The following is a 16,371-nucleotide window of genomic DNA, read 5'->3' on the forward strand; positions in this document are numbered from 1 at the left end:
TCTTACTAAGGAATCACTATGCGTAATCGCACACTGGCAGATCTGGATCGTGTTGTCGCACTCGGCGGCGGGCATGGTCTGGGGCGTGTGATGTCTTCGCTTGCGTCGCTGGGATCGCGTCTCACCGGCATTGTAACCACTACCGATAATGGTGGTTCTACCGGGCGAATTCGCCGCTCAGAAGGCGGCATTGCCTGGGGCGATATGCGCAACTGTTTGAACCAATTAATCACCGAGCCGAGCGTCGCCTCGGCGATGTTTGAGTACCGTTTTAGCGGTAATGGTGAACTTTCCGGGCATAACCTCGGAAATCTGATGTTAAAAGCACTGGATCACCTGAGCGTGCGGCCTTTAGAGGCCATCAATTTAATTCGTAATTTATTAAAAGTGGATGCCTTTTTAATTCCCATGTCGGAACAGCCTGTCGATTTAATGGCCACCGACAGTGAAGGGCATCAGGTGTATGGTGAAGTGAATATCGACCAGCTTCATGCGCCGATTCAGGAATTAATGCTGTTTCCCAGGGTATCCGCCACCCGGGAAGCCATACAGGCGATTGCCGAAGCGGATTTGATTCTCATCGGTCCCGGCAGCTTTTACACCAGTCTGCTGCCGCTGTTGCTGCTGGAAGAGTTAGCTCAGGCGCTGCGCCGCACGCCCGCGCCAGTTGTGTTTATCAGCAATCTGGGGAAAGAGCTCAGCCCCGCCGCCGCCAGCCTGTCGCTCGCCGATAAACTGGCCATCATGGAACAATATGTCGGCAGAAAGATTATCGATGCCGTGGTGGTCGGGCCGAAAGTGAATGTCAGCGCCGTCACTGAAAGATTAATTATTCAGGAAGTACTGGAAGCTGGCGATATTCCCTATCGCCACGATCGTCATCTGCTGCGCGCCGCGCTGGAAAAGGCGGTACAGCAACTGGGTTAACTTTTCGGCGGCTTTTTTACTCGCCGCTGCATTAATTAATTTCTTAAGGTTGTCTTAAAAAACGCCTGTCAGCATAGCGCTACTTTCCTTTGCAGGACCCGAGAATACGTATGCTTCACCTTCGTCGGCCGGCGTTAAGCCGTCTTCAGTTTATTATTCTGTTCGCACTCTATATTGCGCTGGCGCTGAATATCGTTTTCTATCACCAGGCTTTTACGCTATTACCGGTAAACTCGCTGCGTAACTGGCTGGTGTTTCTGTCTATGCCAGTGGTGGCGTTCAGCGTGATCAATATCGTGCTGTCACTGGCGTCATTCTTCTTTCTTGAACGCCCCGTTATCACAGTATTTGTGCTGGTCAGCGCGGCAGCGCAATATTTTATTTCGACCTTTGGCATCGTCATTGACCGCTCGATGATCACCAATATTCTCGACACCACGCCAGCGGAAAGTTTCGCCCTGATGTCGACAAAAATGGTGCTGACGATTTTACTGACTGCCATCATGCCGGTACTCATTGCCTGGTTTATTAAAATTAAACCGGCACAATCCGCGCTGCGCAGCATCGCGTATCGTGCGGTCAGTATCGTTATTTCTGCGCTGCTTATCGTGCTGGTGGCGCTGCTGTTTTATAAAGATTACGCCTCGCTATTCCGCAATAATAAAGAGTTGGTGAAATCTCTCAGCCCGTCCAACTCCATTGTGGCGTCTCTGTCCTGGTATTCCCATAATCGCATGGATAATTTGCCGCTGGTGCGTATTGGCGAAGATGCTCAGCAACGCCCGGAAATGAAAAATGGTCCGCGTAAGAACCTGACCATACTGGTCGTGGGTGAAACGTCCCGCGCGGCGAATTTCTCGCTTGGTGGTTATGAACGCGAAACTAACCCGCTGTTAAAACAGGATAATGTTATTTACTTTCCGAACGCGACATCCTGCGGCACCGCCACCGCTGTCTCGGTCCCGTGCATGTTTTCGGGGATGACGCGGGAGCATTACGACGATCAGCTTGCCCACCATCAGGAAGGGCTGCTGGATATTATCCAACGCGCCGGTATTCAGGTTTTATGGAATGAAAATGACGGCGGTTGTAAAGGCGCCTGCGATCGCGTGCCTCACCAGGATGTGACGCAGTTAAACCTGCCGGAATATTGCATTAAGGGCGAATGCCAGGATGAGATCTTATTCCACGATCTCGCCAGCTATATCGACAAATTACAGGGCGACGGCATTATCGTTTTGCATACCATTGGTAGCCACGGGCCGACTTATTACAACCGCTATCCGGCGCAGTTCCGCAAATTTACGCCAACCTGTGATACCAACGAAATTCAGGGCTGCTCACAGCAGCAACTGGTAAATACCTACGACAATACCATTTTGTATATCGACTATATTGTTGATAAAGCGATTAAATTATTGCAATCCAAACAGGACAGATTTACCACCAGCCTGGTTTATCTCTCCGATCATGGTGAATCATTGGGTGAAAATGGCGTCTATTTGCACGGTCTGCCTTATTCCATCGCACCAGAAACACAAAAACATATTCCGATGCTGATCTGGTTGTCCGATGACTACCAGAAACGCTACAGCGTGAATAACCAGTGCCTGCAAAAAAATGCGCGGGAGAAGGCGATTTCGCAGGACAACCTCTTCCCGACAATGTTGGGTATACTGGGGGTCAGCACGAAAGAGTACCGTGCTGAAGACGATATTTTAACGTCGTGCCGGGAGCAGGCGAAATGAAGATTCTGGTGGTTGAAGACGATGCCCTGCTGTTGCAGGGGTTGATTCTGGCGATGCAAAGCGAAGGATATGCCTGCGATGGCGTATCCACCGCGCACGAAGCGGTGTTGTGCCTGGCGAATGGCCACTACAGCCTGATCGTGCTCGATCTTGGTCTGCCCGATGAAGACGGATTACATCTGCTCACCCGTTTGCGGCGCGAAAAATATACCCAGCCAGTGCTGATTCTCACCGCCCGCGATACGCTGGAAGATCGCGTCGCCGGGCTGGATACCGGCGCAGACGATTACCTGGTCAAACCCTTCGCGCTGGATGAACTGAATGCCCGTATCCGCGCGCTGCTGCGCCGTCATCATAATCAGGGCGAAAACGAAATCACCCACGGTAATCTGACGCTGAATGTCACCCGCCGCCAGGCGTGGCTGGACAACCAGTTGCTGGATCTGACGCCGAAAGAGTACGCCCTGCTTTCGCGCCTGATGCTGAAAGCCGACAGCCCGGTGCACCGGGAAATTCTCTATAACGATATCTACAACTGGGACAACGAGCCCTCGACCAATACGCTGGAAGTCCATATTCATAATCTGCGCGACAAAATCGGCAAGTCGCGCATTCGTACCGTCCGCGGGTTTGGCTACATGCTGGTTCAGCCGCAACACCGGGAGTAATCAATGGCGTTTTTCAATTTCAGCCACTGGAGCATGCGCCGCCGTCTGCTGCTGACCATCGGCGGGATTCTGGTGTTTTGCCAGTTGGTCAGTGTGTTCTGGCTGTGGCATGAAAGTGAAGAGCAAATCCAGTTACTGGTGCAGGCCGCGCTCCACAACCATAGCAACCGTAAACATATTGAACATGAAGTCCGCGAGGCGGTCGCCAGCCTGCTGGTGCCAAGCCTGCTGATTATCGGGCTGGCGTTGCTGCTTTGTATGCAGGCGGTCAAAGCCATTACCCGCCCGCTGCTGGAGTTGCAGGAAGAGCTTAATAAACGTACGCCGAACAACCTGCAACCGATTACGTTAAACAACAGCGTCAGCGAAGTGGAAGCTGTTACGACATCGATTAACGACCTCGTCTCACGGCTGACGCTCACGCTGGATCGTGAGCGATTATTTACAGCGGATGTGGCGCATGAGCTACGCACGCCGCTGGCCGGGCTACGGCTGCACCTGGAGCTGATGGCAAAAACCAACGGCATCAACGTCGAGCCATTGGTACAGCGGCTCGAACAGATGACGGAAAACATCGCGCAGTTGCTGCTGCTTGCCCGCGTCGGACAGTCTTTTTCGGCAGGCAGTTATCAGCAGGTACAGCTGATGGCCGACGTAGTAGCGCCCATTCGCAGCGAGCTGGAAGCCATGCTCGCCGGGCGTAAGCAAACGCTGGCGGTGCCGGAAATTGACGCCGATATTGCCGTATCCGGCGATGCCACGCTGTTAAGGTTGCTGGTGAGAAATCTGGTGGAGAACGCGTACCGCTACAGCCCGGAAGGTTCGGTCATTACGATACGCATCGAACCGGCTGCTACGCCAGTGCTGGCCGTGGAGGATGAAGGTCCGGGCATTGATGAGAGCCGCAGCGGAGAACTGAGCAAAGCGTTTGTCCGCATGGACAGCCGTTACGGCGGAACCGGGCTGGGGTTAAGCATCGTGTCGCGCATCGCACAGCTTCATGACGCACAGTTCTTTTTGCACAACCGCCTTACGCAATCCGGTGTACGGGCGTGGATTAAATTTCTTCCGGCCGCCCGCCATTTACCATCAGTAGCTCAGCACCCACAGATGAGCGAAACCGATCACTAATGCCAGTGCGAAGGCGACGGCTAAAAATTCACGAACGTTAAACTGCTGCATGACACTGCCCTCCAGAATAGTGGGGGCAGTGTGTCAGGAGTAGGTTAAGCAAACATTAAGATGCGACAATAAACAGTTCACGTAGCTGGTGCAATTGATCGCGTACCTGCGCCGCCTCTTCGAATTCCAGATTCTGCGCATGCTGCATCATCAGCCCTTCCAGCTCGTGGATTTTCTGTTGCAGCGCTTTCGGCGTCAGCGCCAGTTCTGCCGCTTCCACCTGCGCCGGGGTGCGGGTTTTGCCACGCCCTTTCGCACGCGTTTTCGCCAGCCCTTCGCCCATCGCCAGAATATCCACCACCTTCTTGTTCAGGCCTTGCGGCGTTATGCCGTGCTCAACGTTATAAGCGTGCTGTTTTTCGCGGCGGCGTTCGGTTTCACCGATTGCTTTCGCCATCGATGGCGTGATCTTATCGCCGTACAGAATCGCTTTCCCGTTGATGTTACGCGCTGCGCGGCCAATGGTCTGAATCAGTGAACGCTCCGAACGCAGGAAGCCCTCTTTGTCCGCATCCAGAATCGCCACCAGCGACACTTCCGGCATATCCAGCCCTTCGCGCAGCAGGTTGATGCCCACCAGCACATCAAACTCGCCGAGACGCAGGTCGCGGATAATTTCCATACGTTCAACCGTATCAATATCAGAGTGCAGATAACGCACCCGTTCACCGTGCTCTTCCAGATATTCGGTGAGATCTTCCGCCATACGCTTGGTCAACGTCGTCACCAGCACGCGCTCATTAATGGCCGCGCGGATGCGGATTTCCGACAGCAGATCGTCAACCTGCGTAGCGACCGGGCGCACTTCGATGATGGGATCCAGCAAACCTGTCGGACGTACCACCTGGTCAATCACTTCATCGCCGGATTTCTCCAGCTCGTAATTGCCCGGCGTCGCCGAAACATAGATAGACTGCGGCGCCAGCGCTTCAAACTCTTCAAATTTCAGCGGACGGTTGTCCAGCGCCGACGGCAGACGGAAACCGTACTCCACCAGTGTCTCTTTACGCGCCCGGTCGCCACGGAACATCCCGCCGATTTGCGGGATGGTGACGTGGGATTCGTCGATCACTAACAGGCCATCGGCTGGCAGGTAATCAAACAGCGTTGGCGGCGGCTCGCCAGGGCCGCGCCCGGAGAGATAGCGCGAGTAGTTTTCGATGCCGGAGCAGTAGCCCAGCTCGTTCATCATCTCCAGATCGAACTGCGTGCGCTGGCTGAGACGCTGCTCTTCCAGCAGCTTATTGTTCGCCAGCAGCGTTTTACGCCGTTCTGCCAGCTCATCTTTGATCTCTTCCATCGCCTGCACGATACGCTCGCGCGGCGTCACGTAGTGCGTTTTCGGGTAAATGGTAAAGCGCTGAACCGTCGATTCCACATGCCCGGTGAGCGGGTCAAACAGCGACAGACGCTCTACTTCTTCGTCGAACAACTCGACGCGCAGCGCCAGGTCATCCGATTCCGCCGGGAAGATATCAATCACTTCCCCACGCACGCGAAACGTCCCGCGCTGGAAGGCCTGATCGTTGCGGGTGTACTGAAGTTCTGCCAGACGACGCAGAATCGAACGCTGGTCGATAATCATGCCGTTGGTCAGATGGAGCATCATCTTCAGGTAGAGATCCGGATCGCCCAGGCCATAGATGGCCGAAACGGACGCCACGACCACCACATCACGGCGTTCCAGCAGCGCCTTCGTTGCTGACAGGCGCATCTGCTCGATATGCTCGTTCACCGAGGCATCTTTTTCGATAAAGGTGTCCGAGCTGGGCACATAGGCTTCCGGCTGGTAGTAGTCATAGTAGGAGACGAAATACTCCACCGCGTTTTCCGGGAAGAACTCCTTCATTTCGCCATACAACTGCGCCGCCAGCGTTTTGTTCGGCGCCAGCACCATCGTAGGGCGTTGCAGATCGGCAATGACATTGGCGATGGTAAAGGTCTTACCCGAGCCGGTAACCCCCAGCAGCGTCTGGTGCGCGAGGCCGTCTTCCAGACCTTCCTTAAGCCGACGAATCGCCTCAGGCTGGTCGCCGGAGGGACGAAAAGCAGAATTCAGTTTGAACGGTTTACTCATGAACGGCTACCTGGTGAAGGAATGAGCGGGCAGGTAACATATTTTACTCACCCTGTTCACTTTTGCCAATAAATAATACTGGATGAAAAAACAGTAGCAGGTTAGCTGATTTGGTCTACCCGCGATAAAGAAATGCGTTTTCGCGTTAAATTTCCCCCCCGACAAGATAAAACACCACACCCGCAGGGTTATCCCCAGGAATCTTCACTTTTTAACAATTGTCAAGCCGCACCTTGAAAGTTTTGTGGCAGCCAGTGACACTTTTCTTACAACCATTGATTTTATATAACCAATTGATAAATAAAAATTAATTCAAAAAGCCGGGTTTCGCACCAATTCAGACGGAAGCCGCGTCCGCTCTCGCTTGCCGCACGTTTTCTAACTCTAATACACAAGGTTATCCACAGGAATAGTGGATAACTGCCGCCAGCCCGTATACCTCGCCAGCCGACAAATTCCCAACAAGACCCAACAACTCTTCGTTAAAAAATTTTTATCATTTCTTTTTGCTCATTATCAGCTAAACAAAGACGTCATCCTCATGAGAGACCAATCACAAATTGTCGCTTTGCTGCACCACAACCCAACACTGGTAGCACTGGCAAAGTGCAGGATATTTACCTGCGTTCTCTCTTTCCCGCGTGTTAAACGGCAGTTTTATCATCCGCATCCGAAAAAAAAGCCTTTTTTCGCTTCTGGCAAGCCTTTTGCAATACGGAATGGTCACCAGAGCCGTAAGAAGGAGCGGACAATGTTGAGCTTACGCGCAGTAAACCAGTACTACGGTAATCAGCATACGTTATGGAATGTTGATCTTGATTTAACCCCGGGCGTATGTAATTCGATCATCGGCATGCCAGGAATGGGGAAAACAACACTCATAAATTGCATTTCCGGTTATTTACCCATTGAGAGCGGCAGCATGATTTGGCAGGAAGCAGGCGCACCACCGTGCGATCTGCTGAATATTCAGGCAGAGCACCGCAGCGCAATGGGAATTGGCTATGTGCCGCAGGACCGGCGCATCTTTTCGCAATTGACCGTGGAGGAGAACCTGCATATTGCCATGCGTGCAGTCGGCGAGCCGGGAAGCGTCATGGGGCGCGATATTTACGACCTGTTCCCTGAGCTGTATACGCTGCGTCCGGTACGTGGCGCAGAGCTGTCAGAGGATAACCAGCAACAACTGGCGATGGCGCGGGCGCTGGTCACCCGCCCGCGATTGCTCCTGCTTGATGAGCCGACGCGCGGGCTGGGCCAGGCGTTTATCCATAAACTGGGTAACCTGATCGTACGGCTGAACCAGGAATTCGGCATGACCATTTTACTGGCCGAGCAGCATCTCTCATTCATTCGCCGGGTAGCCGACCGTTTTTGTCTGTTGCACCGGGGACGCAACGTCGCGCAGGGAGATGTCAGACAACTGGATGATCAGATGCTGTCACACTGGATGACACGGGAGTCAGTACGCTGAGATCGAGAAAATGGCCTGTTTTTTCTTTTTCGGGCGCGTGGGCAAACCAGGGGATTTCACCAATCAGTGGAGCCTGCATCACGCGCCGCAGCGTCGCCATATACTCCCGGTGACGCGCGCCTGGCGCCACCACATCGTTAGCAATCCAGCCCGCCAGCCTTAATCCTGCCTGGCGTACCGCTTGCGCTGTCAGCATGGCGTGGTTGATACAGCCCAATTTCACGCCCACCACCAGAATCACCGGCAACTGCTCCTGAATAACCCAGTCGGCATAGGTGAACGTTTCTGAAAGCGGCGTAAACCAGCCGCCCGCCCCTTCCACCAGCAGCCACTCTGCTTGCGTTTCCAGCGTGCGTAACCCGGCAGACATCACAGCGGCGTCAATCGGTTCGCCCAGATCGGCACTGACAATATGCGGCGAGGTCGGTTCCGCGAAGGTGTAAGGGTTCACGGTTTTATAATCCAGCGGCAAACTACTATGCTGCTGCAACGCCAGCGCGTCGCTATTACGCAGCCCCTGCGCCGTCATTTCACTACCAGATGCAACCGGTTTATACCCTGCACTGCGCAAACCGCGCAGGTTTGCCGCCTGTAGCAGCGCGCAGCTGGCGACGGTTTTCCCCACTTCGGTATCCGTGCCGGTGACAAAATAGCGTTCAATCACGCGTGATAACTCCCCAAAAAAGATGATACGTCAGGGGACATTTCCCCTGCTGCTGCGGCCAGGCGAGTTGCAGGCGTTGCAGTTTGCCCCGCGTCAGCCCCTGCTGCCTGCCGTCGTGTAAATGTGTCGCGCCAATGCCTTTCAGCGACCGCAGCGCGCGGGCGGCATCATCAAAGTGCAAGGTGATGCTCTCGACACCGCTGCGTAACGACCAGCCCGCTAAAGCCTGTTCGATTGCCGGAAGGGATAAAAAGCGATTGGCATGCGGCTGATCGTCCACCGCCCGCCAGGCTTGATTCAATTCCGGCAACGAAGCTTCCACCAGTGTGGTAAATGCCACAAGACCGCCGGGTTGCGTCACGCGACAGAGTTCGCTGATAGCCTGGCGTAAGTCATCACACCACTGCACGGCGAGGTTGCTCCACACCAGTGAGAACTGTGCATCCACCAGAGGCAGCGCTTCGATATCCCCCAGCAGATAACGAGCAGCGCTTTGCTGTCGACGCGCTTCATCCAGCATAGTGGCCGAGAGATCCAGTGCCGTCACATTACTGCCCAGCCCGCGCCAGTAACGGCTTATGGTGCCAGGGCCGCAACCAGCATCAAGAACGTTTGCCGGGGTGATTTCGCCCAGTTGTTTCAGCAGCAGATCGGCACTTAGCCGCTGCAATGCGTCGTGGTGAGCGTAACTTTGCGCCGCACGGCCAAATGCGGCGGCAACGGCGCGTTTATTCACCGCCATATAACGCCTCCAGCAGACTATCAATATCTTCCGCCAGGTGAGCCGCCGTCAGCGTCAGGCGCAGGCGAGCGGTGCCCGGCGGTACGGTCGGCGGACGAATCGCTGTCACCCAGCATCCCTGCTGACGCAGACGCTCCGCCAGACGCAGGGCGCGCGCGTTATCACCGACGATGAGCGGCTGAATCGCGCTCTCTGAATCTGCCAGCGTCATCGGCAGTTGCGCCGCGCCGTGGCGAAAACGTGCGATCAGCGCCGCCAGCGTTGCCCGGCGTTGCTCGCCCTCATCACTGCGGATCACCCGCAATGCCGCGCTGAGCGCCATTGCCTGCGCGGGTGGCATTGCGGTGCTGTAAATCAGATGACGGGCGAATTGCAGCAAATAGTCGGCAACCGTTTCGCTGCACAGCACTGCCGCGCCGCTGACGCCGAAGCCTTTGCCAAAGGTAACAATCAATATCTCAGGTTTGATGCCATGCAGATGGCAACTGCCGCGCCCCTGCTCACCCACCACGCCGGTGCCGTGCGCGTCGTCAACCATCAGCCACGCCTGCGCTTCACGTGCCGCCTGGGCGATTTCCGCCAGCGGCGCGCTGTCGCCATCCATACTGAAAATGCCTTCGGTGACCATCAGTTGCTGGCCGTCAATGGGCTTTGCCAGTAGCGTTCGCATCTGCGCCACATCGTTGTGCGCAAAACGCCGCAACTGCGCCGGACTGTGGCTGGCCGCTTCCAGCAACGACGCGTGGCTCAGCTTGTCGGCAACAATGCGATCCTCTTTACCGGTCAGTGCGGCGATCGTCGCCTGATTGGCGGAAAAGCCAGAGATAAACAGCAGCGCGCGCGGGTATCCCAGCCATTCGGCCAGCTCGCTTTCCAGCGCCTGATGCGCCACGGTGTGGCCGCTGACGTGCCCCGAACCGCCGCTGCCCACGCCATAGCGTTCCGCGCCCTGCTGCCAGGCACGCACCACTGCCGGATGCTGGCTTAAGCCGAGGTAATCATTGCTGGAGAAGTTACAAAAACGCCGCTCACCGACCGTCAGCCAGCGTCCTGCGCCTTGTGCCACAGTCTGTCGCGAGCGCAGGGCATCTGCCGCGCGGCGTTCGCTCAACGCGGCATCAATACGCTGTTGCCAGCTCATAGCGCTGCCGCGTTGTAGAATTGCTCCGTATCGGCGTGCAGCAGTTGCTGCTCAATCTGCTGTTGCTGTTCGTTATCGCCATTCAGCACTTCTGTCTGCTGCGGGTTCAGCCCCAGTTTGCGGAACAGTTGCAGATCTTTATCCTCTTCCGGGTTCGGCGTGGTCAGGAGTTTGCAGCCGTAGAAAATGGAGTTCGCCCCGGCCATAAAACACATTGCCTGGGTCTGTTCGTTCATTTGTTCGCGACCGGCAGAAAGGCGCACATGGGAAGTGGGCATCATAATGCGGGCAATGGCGATGGTGCGGATAAAATCGAAGGCATCGACATCGTCATTATCGGCCAGCGGCGTGCCTTTGACCTTCACCAGCATGTTAATCGGCACGCTCTCCGGCGGCGTGGGCAGATTCGCCAGTTGCAGCAGCAGACCGGCGCGATCTTTCACCGTTTCCCCCAGCCCGACGATACCGCCCGAGCAGACTTTGATCCCGGCTTCGCGCACTTTATCCAGCGTGTCGAGGCGCTCCTGGTAGGTGCGGGTGGTGATGATATTGCCGTAAAACTCCGGCGAGGTGTCGAGGTTGTGGTTGTAGTAATCCAGCCCGGCGCTGGCAAGGCGCTGTGCCTGGTTTTCATTCAGCGTGCCGAGCGTCATACAGGCTTCCATCCCCATCGCTTTGACCCCTTCAACCATTTTTTCAAGGTACGGCATGTCGCGATCGTGCGGGTTTTTCCAGGCTGCGCCCATACAAAAACGCGTTGATCCGGCGAGTTTCGCCTGTCGCGCCGATTCCAGCACCTGCTCCACTTCCATCAGCCGCTCGGATTCCAGCCCGGTTTTGTAGCGCGCGCTCTGCGGGCAATATTTGCAATCTTCCGGGCAGGCGCCGGTCTTGATCGACAGCAGCGTACTGACCTGAACCTGGCGCGGATCAAAGTGCTGGCGGTGAACCTGCTGCGCTTCAAACAGCAGTTCAAGGAATGGTTTTTCAAACAGGGCGGTAACTTGCGACATTGTCCAGCGTGCGTGGTGAGCCATCGGGCGTCTCCAAAGGGTGTTGTTAATTTTTGATTCGGTGTAGACTTGTAAACCTAAAACTTTTTAATTTGGTTTACAAGTCGATTATGACCGCAGACGATTTCGCTTTTGACCAGCGCCATATCTGGCACCCGTATACGTCAATGACCTCTCCCCTGCCGGTTTACCCGGTGCAATCCGCGCAAGGCTGCGAGATTCAACTCAGCAGCGGTGAGCGGCTGGTGGACGGCATGTCCTCCTGGTGGGCGGCGATTCATGGCTATGGTCATCCGGCGCTGAATGCGGCGATGAAAGCGCAGATTGATGCGGTTTCGCATGTGATGTTCGGCGGCATAACGCATCAACCGGCGATCGACCTCTGTCGCAAGCTGGTCGCGATGACGCCCGAAGCGCTGGAGTGTGTGTTCCTGGCAGATTCCGGCTCGGTGGCCGTGGAAGTGGCGATGAAGATGGCGTTGCAATACTGGCAGGCAAAAGGCGAAGCGCGACAGCGTTTTCTTACCTTCCGCAACGGCTACCACGGCGATACCTTTGGTGCAATGTCGGTCTGCGATCCGGACAACTCCATGCACAGCTTGTGGAAGGGCTATCTGCCGGAGAACCTGTTTGCGCCTGCGCCGCAAAGCCGCTTCGACGGTGAATGGGACGAGCTTGATATGGTGGCGTTTGCCCGGCTGATGGCGGCGCATCGCCATGAGATCGCGGCCGTGATCCTCGAGCCCATCGTGCAGGGCGCGGGCGGCATGCGCATGTATCACCCGGAGTGGCTGAAACGCATACGCAAGATGTGCGATCGTGAAGGCATTTTGCTGATTGCTGACGAAATTGCCACTGGCTTTGGCCGCACAGGCAAACTGTTTGCCTGTGAACATGCGGGCATCGCGCCGGACATTCTGTGCCTCGGCAAAGCGCTGACCGGCGGCACGATGACGCTCTCCGCCACCCTGACCACGCGCCAGGTCGCCGAAACCATCAGCAACGGCGAAGCGGGCTGCTTTATGCACGGCCCGACATTTATGGGCAACCCGCTGGCCTGCGCGGCAGCCGCCGCCAGCCTGACGCTACTTGAGAGCGGCGAATGGCGCAAGCAGGTTGCGACCATTGAAGCCCAGCTCAAAGAAGAACTGGCGCCTGCGGCGCAAGCCGCCACGGTGGCAGACGTTCGCGTGCTCGGCGCAATTGGCGTGGTGGAGACCCGCTCACCGGTAAATATGGCGGCGCTACAGCGTTTCTTCGTTGAACAAGGCGTGTGGATCCGGCCATTTGGCAAGCTCATCTACCTGATGCCGCCGTATATCATTACGCCTGAGCAGTTGTCGCGACTGACCGGCGCGGTGAATCACGCCGTTGCACGCAGCGATCTGTTCGCATAGGCTACACTTCAGCCTGAACGAACAGAGGAGCCCGTAATGAAGCTTATCAGTCATGATTTACGCGACGGCGAAAAACTGCCGCATCGCCATGTGTTTAACGGCATGGGCTACGATGGCGACAACCTCTCCCCGCATCTGGCATGGGACGACGTCCCTGCCGGAACCAAAAGTTTTGTCGTCACCTGCTATGACCCGGATGCGCCGACCGGCTCCGGCTGGTGGCACTGGATTATCGCCAACCTGCCTGCCGATACGCGCGTTCTGCCGCAGGGCGCCGGTTCCGGCGTCGCTGAATTGCCGGAAGGCGCGATTCAGACGTGCACCGATTTCGGTAAAGCCGGTTACGGTGGCGCTGCGCCGCCGAAAGGCGAAACCCATCGCTACATTTTTACCGTTTACGCCCTCGATGTGGACCATCTGGAGGTGGATGAAAATGCCAGCGGTGCGATGGTCGGTTTTAATGTCCATTTTCATAAACTCGCCAGCGCCAGCATTACGGCGATGTTCAGCTAATTCATGCGCGCGCAACGTAGTGCATCCGGCGACTGGGTGGATTTTCGCCGCGAGCAGGAAACCGGCATTGAGAGCGTCAGCGCCCACTTTACCGGGCACGCCTACGATCCGCACGATCATGATGAAGTGCTGGTGGGCGTGACCCAGCAGGGCGTGCAACGTTTTAACTGCCACCGCGAGTTGCATACCAGCCGCCCCGGCCGCGCGATTTTGATTGAGCCGGGCGCGGTGCATGACGGACATGCGCCGGACGAAAATGGCTTCACCTATGCGATGCTTTACCTGCCGCAACAGTGGGTCACCACCATGCTGCAACAGCGCGGACACAGAGACGTATCGCAAATCGAAGCGGCCTTTCGTAACACCCTGACCGATGACAACATGCTGATCCACGCCATTCAGCAGGCATTTTTTGCCATTCATCATCATGAAGGCCGTCTCGCCCGCGATCAGAGTCTGGATCATCTCATGAAGCTGCTCACCCGCCATATTGATGGCAAAACCGCCCTGCCGCCGGATGAAACCGTGCTGCGTATGCAGCAGGTGAAAGAGATGCTGCATGACCACATGGCGGACGATATCGGGCTGGACGCGCTTTCGGCGCACTGCGGTATTGACCGTTTTCGCCTGAGCAGACAATTTCAGAAAGCCTTTGGCCAGACGCCGCACGCGTATCTGGTACGCCTGCGCTTGCGCACTGCCAGAGCCTTGCTGGCGCACGGGCTGGAGCCTGCGCAGGTGGCGGCGCAGGTGGGTTTTGCCGATCAAAGCCACCTTGGCCGATGGTTCCAGCGCGCGTATCGCCTCTCTCCCGCCACCTTCCAGCGCCAGTGCACAAACGTTCTATCCCGCTGAATGCGCTTCTCCGAAGATGGGCTTTTTACGACAGACGGAGAAGAAAAACGCATGTTTGATACCAAAGTTGCCCTTGTGGTACGTGACGATCTGGAAAGCTGGCAACGGTTGAATGTGGTGGCGTTTCTCGCCACCGGCGTGGTCTCTGCCGCGCCGGAAGTACTGGGTGAACCCTATGTGGATGCCGCCGGGCGCCGCTACGAGCGCATTGCCGGGCAGCCGATGCTGATTTTCGCCGGTACGCTGGCCGATTTGCAGCGTACCCACCGCAAAGGGCTGGAGCGGGAAGTGACGGTTGTGCCGTATGTGGAAGCAATGTTCTCTACCGGCAATGATGACGCTAACCGCGCCGTGTTTCAGCTGGAAGATGCGGATGCGATGAACCTGGTCGGTATTGCCCTGCGCGGGCCGAAAAAAGCCGTCGATAAAGTAATCAAAGGTCTCGCCCTGCATCCTTAATTTCCCTTCCCGCCGACGTCTTTGTGCGGCGGGAATTTCCCCATCCGCCAAATAGCGGTCACTTTCGCTCACTTACCGCTGACTTTTTTCGATTTTGGCTTCCCGTTTCGCTCAACTTAGTATAAAAAAGCAGGCTTTGACGTAACCCTTTCAACTTTGCATAGTCTGGAGCACGCTTTGAACACATCATCGGTTTCCCGTCTGGCGCTGGCGCTCGCTTTTGGCGTGACACTGACCGCCTGTAGCTCAACCCCGCCGGCTGAACGTCCCTCTGAACAGAAAGCACCGGGCACGACGTCGCGTCCGATCCTCAGTGCGGGCGAAGCGAAAAACTTCGTGGCGGATCGCTACTTTACCTCGATGACGCCGGACGGCGCGGTATGGAAACCGATGTCGATTCGTCTGCCGGAAAAAGCGGACTTCGTGGTTGGCCCGGCTGGTACTCCAGGCGTAACGCACACCACTATTCAGGCTGCGGTAGACGCGGCAATCAACAAGCATGCCAGCGATCGTCAATATATCGCAGTGATGCCGGGCGAGTATGAAGGCACGGTGTATGTGCCTGCAGCTTCCGGCAGCGTGACCATTTACGGTACCGGCGAGAAAGCGCTGGACGTAAAAATCGGTATGGCGATTGACTCTGAAATCGACCCGAACAGCTGGCGTCGTCTGGTCAATCCATCAGGCAAATATATGCCGGGTAAACCTGCCTGGTACATGTTCGATAACTGCCAGAGCAAACGCGCTGCAACGGTCGGTGTAATGTGTTCTGCGGTTTTCTGGTCACAGAACAACGGCCTGCAATTGCAGAACCTGACCATTGAGAACACGCTGGGCGACAGTGTTGATGCGGGCAACCACCAGGCGGTAGCGCTGCGCAGCGACGGCGATAAAGTGCAGATCAACAACGTCAACATTCTGGGTCGCCAGAATACCTTCTTTGTCACCAACAGCAGCGTGGACAACACCCTGCGTAGCGATCGCCAGACCCGTACGCTGGTGACCAACAGCTACCTCGAAGGGGATGTGGACATCGTTTCTGGTCGCGGCGCGGTGGTGTTTGATAACACCGATTTCCGCGTAGTGAACTCCCGCACGCAGAAAGAAGGCTACGTCTTTGCCCCGGCGACGCTCTCTAACCTGTACTACGGCTTCCTCGCCGTGAACAGCCGCTTTACCGGCAACGGCGTGGCGCAACTCGGCCGTTCACTGGATGTTGATGGCAACACCAACGGTCAGGTTGTTATCCGCGACAGCGTGATTAATGAAGGCTTTAACGTCGCTAAACCGTGGGCTGATGCTGCTGTTTCTGGCCGTGCATACGCAGGCAATGTCGGTGCGGTGGATGATAAAGGCAATGTACAGCGCGAGCTGAACAACCCACAGTTCAACCGCATGTGGGAGTTTAACAACCGCGGCGTGGGCAGCCAGGTTGTCGCTGAGCCGAAAAAGTAATTCAGCAGTAATAAAAAACCTCGCCGCGGCGAGGTTTTTTTATGGCTGACGTTCGG

At 56.1% G+C, this 16,371-nt stretch carries 15 protein-coding genes; 10 read left to right on the forward strand and 5 right to left on the reverse strand.

What is annotated here, in order from left to right; translation table 11 throughout:
* Positions 1-18: 18 nt before the first annotated feature.
* From yvcK to pmrB, 4 genes are all read left to right on the forward strand, one after another.
* Complete coding sequence (gene yvcK, locus Y71_RS18785; RefSeq protein WP_007373964.1) at positions 19-927, forward strand: uridine diphosphate-N-acetylglucosamine-binding protein YvcK; 909 nt, start codon at positions 19-21, stop codon at positions 925-927.
* Positions 928-1,031: 104 nt separating this feature from the next.
* Positions 1,032-2,675 (forward strand): phosphoethanolamine transferase EptA, encoded by a 1,644-nt coding sequence (gene eptA, locus Y71_RS18790; protein WP_035943546.1) that lies wholly within the window; start codon positions 1,032-1,034, stop codon positions 2,673-2,675.
* Entirely contained in the window at positions 2,672-3,343 is a 672-nt protein-coding gene (gene pmrA, locus Y71_RS18795) for a two-component system response regulator PmrA (protein WP_007373962.1), read from the forward strand. The genes eptA and pmrA overlap by 4 nt, the downstream gene beginning before the upstream one ends.
* Positions 3,344-3,346: 3 nt before the next feature.
* Positions 3,347-4,474, forward strand: a complete 1,128-nt coding sequence (gene pmrB, locus Y71_RS18800) for a two-component system sensor histidine kinase PmrB (protein WP_007373961.1) — start codon at positions 3,347-3,349, stop codon at positions 4,472-4,474.
* A 106-nt stretch (positions 4,475-4,580) separates the two neighbouring features.
* On the opposite strand, the gene uvrB is transcribed toward pmrB, so the two are convergent.
* The gene (gene uvrB, locus Y71_RS18805) at positions 4,581-6,602 is read right to left on the reverse strand and encodes an excinuclease ABC subunit UvrB (RefSeq protein ID WP_007373960.1); all 2,022 of its coding nucleotides are present in this window, start codon (positions 6,600-6,602) and stop codon (positions 4,581-4,583) included.
* A 751-nt stretch (positions 6,603-7,353) separates the two neighbouring features.
* Between uvrB and Y71_RS18815 the strand changes: the two genes are divergently transcribed.
* Positions 7,354-8,076 (forward strand): ABC transporter ATP-binding protein, encoded by a 723-nt coding sequence (locus Y71_RS18815; protein ID WP_035885939.1) that lies wholly within the window; start codon positions 7,354-7,356, stop codon positions 8,074-8,076.
* On the opposite strand, the gene bioD is transcribed toward Y71_RS18815, so the two are convergent.
* From bioD to bioB, 4 genes are read right to left on the reverse strand one after another with little or no spacing between them, the layout of a single operon-like run.
* Positions 8,018-8,740 (reverse strand): dethiobiotin synthase, encoded by a 723-nt coding sequence (gene bioD / locus Y71_RS18820; protein WP_007373958.1) that lies wholly within the window; start codon positions 8,738-8,740, stop codon positions 8,018-8,020. The two genes, Y71_RS18815 and bioD, sit on opposite strands and share 59 nt — an antisense overlap.
* On the reverse strand, positions 8,733-9,482 hold the full coding sequence (gene bioC, locus Y71_RS18825) for a malonyl-ACP O-methyltransferase BioC (protein ID WP_035943226.1): 750 nt from the start codon (positions 9,480-9,482) through the stop codon (positions 8,733-8,735). Before bioC ends, bioD begins: the two co-directional genes overlap by 8 nt.
* Positions 9,469-10,623, reverse strand: coding sequence for an 8-amino-7-oxononanoate synthase (gene bioF, locus Y71_RS18830; RefSeq protein WP_007373956.1), 1,155 nt, complete (start codon positions 10,621-10,623; stop codon positions 9,469-9,471). The genes bioC and bioF overlap by 14 nt, the downstream gene beginning before the upstream one ends.
* The gene (gene bioB, locus Y71_RS18835; RefSeq protein ID WP_007373955.1) at positions 10,620-11,660 is read right to left on the reverse strand and encodes a biotin synthase BioB; all 1,041 of its coding nucleotides are present in this window, start codon (positions 11,658-11,660) and stop codon (positions 10,620-10,622) included. The genes bioF and bioB overlap by 4 nt, the downstream gene beginning before the upstream one ends.
* A gap of 86 nt (positions 11,661-11,746) precedes the next feature.
* Here bioB and bioA point away from each other — a divergent pair, with 86 nt between their 5' ends.
* The 5 genes from bioA (at position 11,747) to Y71_RS18860 (ending at position 16,315) form a co-directional block, all read left to right on the forward strand.
* Positions 11,747-13,033: an adenosylmethionine--8-amino-7-oxononanoate transaminase gene (gene bioA / locus Y71_RS18840; protein ID WP_007373954.1), complete on the forward strand. Its 1,287-nt coding sequence runs from the start codon at positions 11,747-11,749 to the stop codon at positions 13,031-13,033.
* A 36-nt stretch (positions 13,034-13,069) separates the two neighbouring features.
* The gene (locus Y71_RS18845) at positions 13,070-13,546 is read left to right on the forward strand and encodes a kinase inhibitor (RefSeq protein ID WP_007373953.1); all 477 of its coding nucleotides are present in this window, start codon (positions 13,070-13,072) and stop codon (positions 13,544-13,546) included.
* Between the two features lie 3 nt (positions 13,547-13,549).
* Positions 13,550-14,401: an AraC family transcriptional regulator gene (locus Y71_RS18850; protein WP_007373952.1), complete on the forward strand. Its 852-nt coding sequence runs from the start codon at positions 13,550-13,552 to the stop codon at positions 14,399-14,401.
* 51 nt (positions 14,402-14,452) lie between these two features.
* Positions 14,453-14,860 carry a DUF2000 family protein gene (locus tag Y71_RS18855; RefSeq protein ID WP_007373951.1) on the forward strand — a complete coding sequence of 136 codons (408 nt, stop codon included), beginning with the start codon at positions 14,453-14,455 and terminating at the stop codon, positions 14,858-14,860.
* 177 nt (positions 14,861-15,037) lie between these two features.
* Positions 15,038-16,315 carry a putative acyl-CoA thioester hydrolase gene (locus Y71_RS18860; protein WP_072438462.1) on the forward strand — a complete coding sequence of 426 codons (1,278 nt, stop codon included), beginning with the start codon at positions 15,038-15,040 and terminating at the stop codon, positions 16,313-16,315.
* Positions 16,316-16,371: the final 56 nt, after the last annotated feature.

The sequence above is a fragment of the Kosakonia radicincitans DSM 16656 genome (assembly GCF_000280495.2).
In the GTDB taxonomy this organism is placed as follows: domain Bacteria; phylum Pseudomonadota; class Gammaproteobacteria; order Enterobacterales; family Enterobacteriaceae; genus Kosakonia; species Kosakonia radicincitans.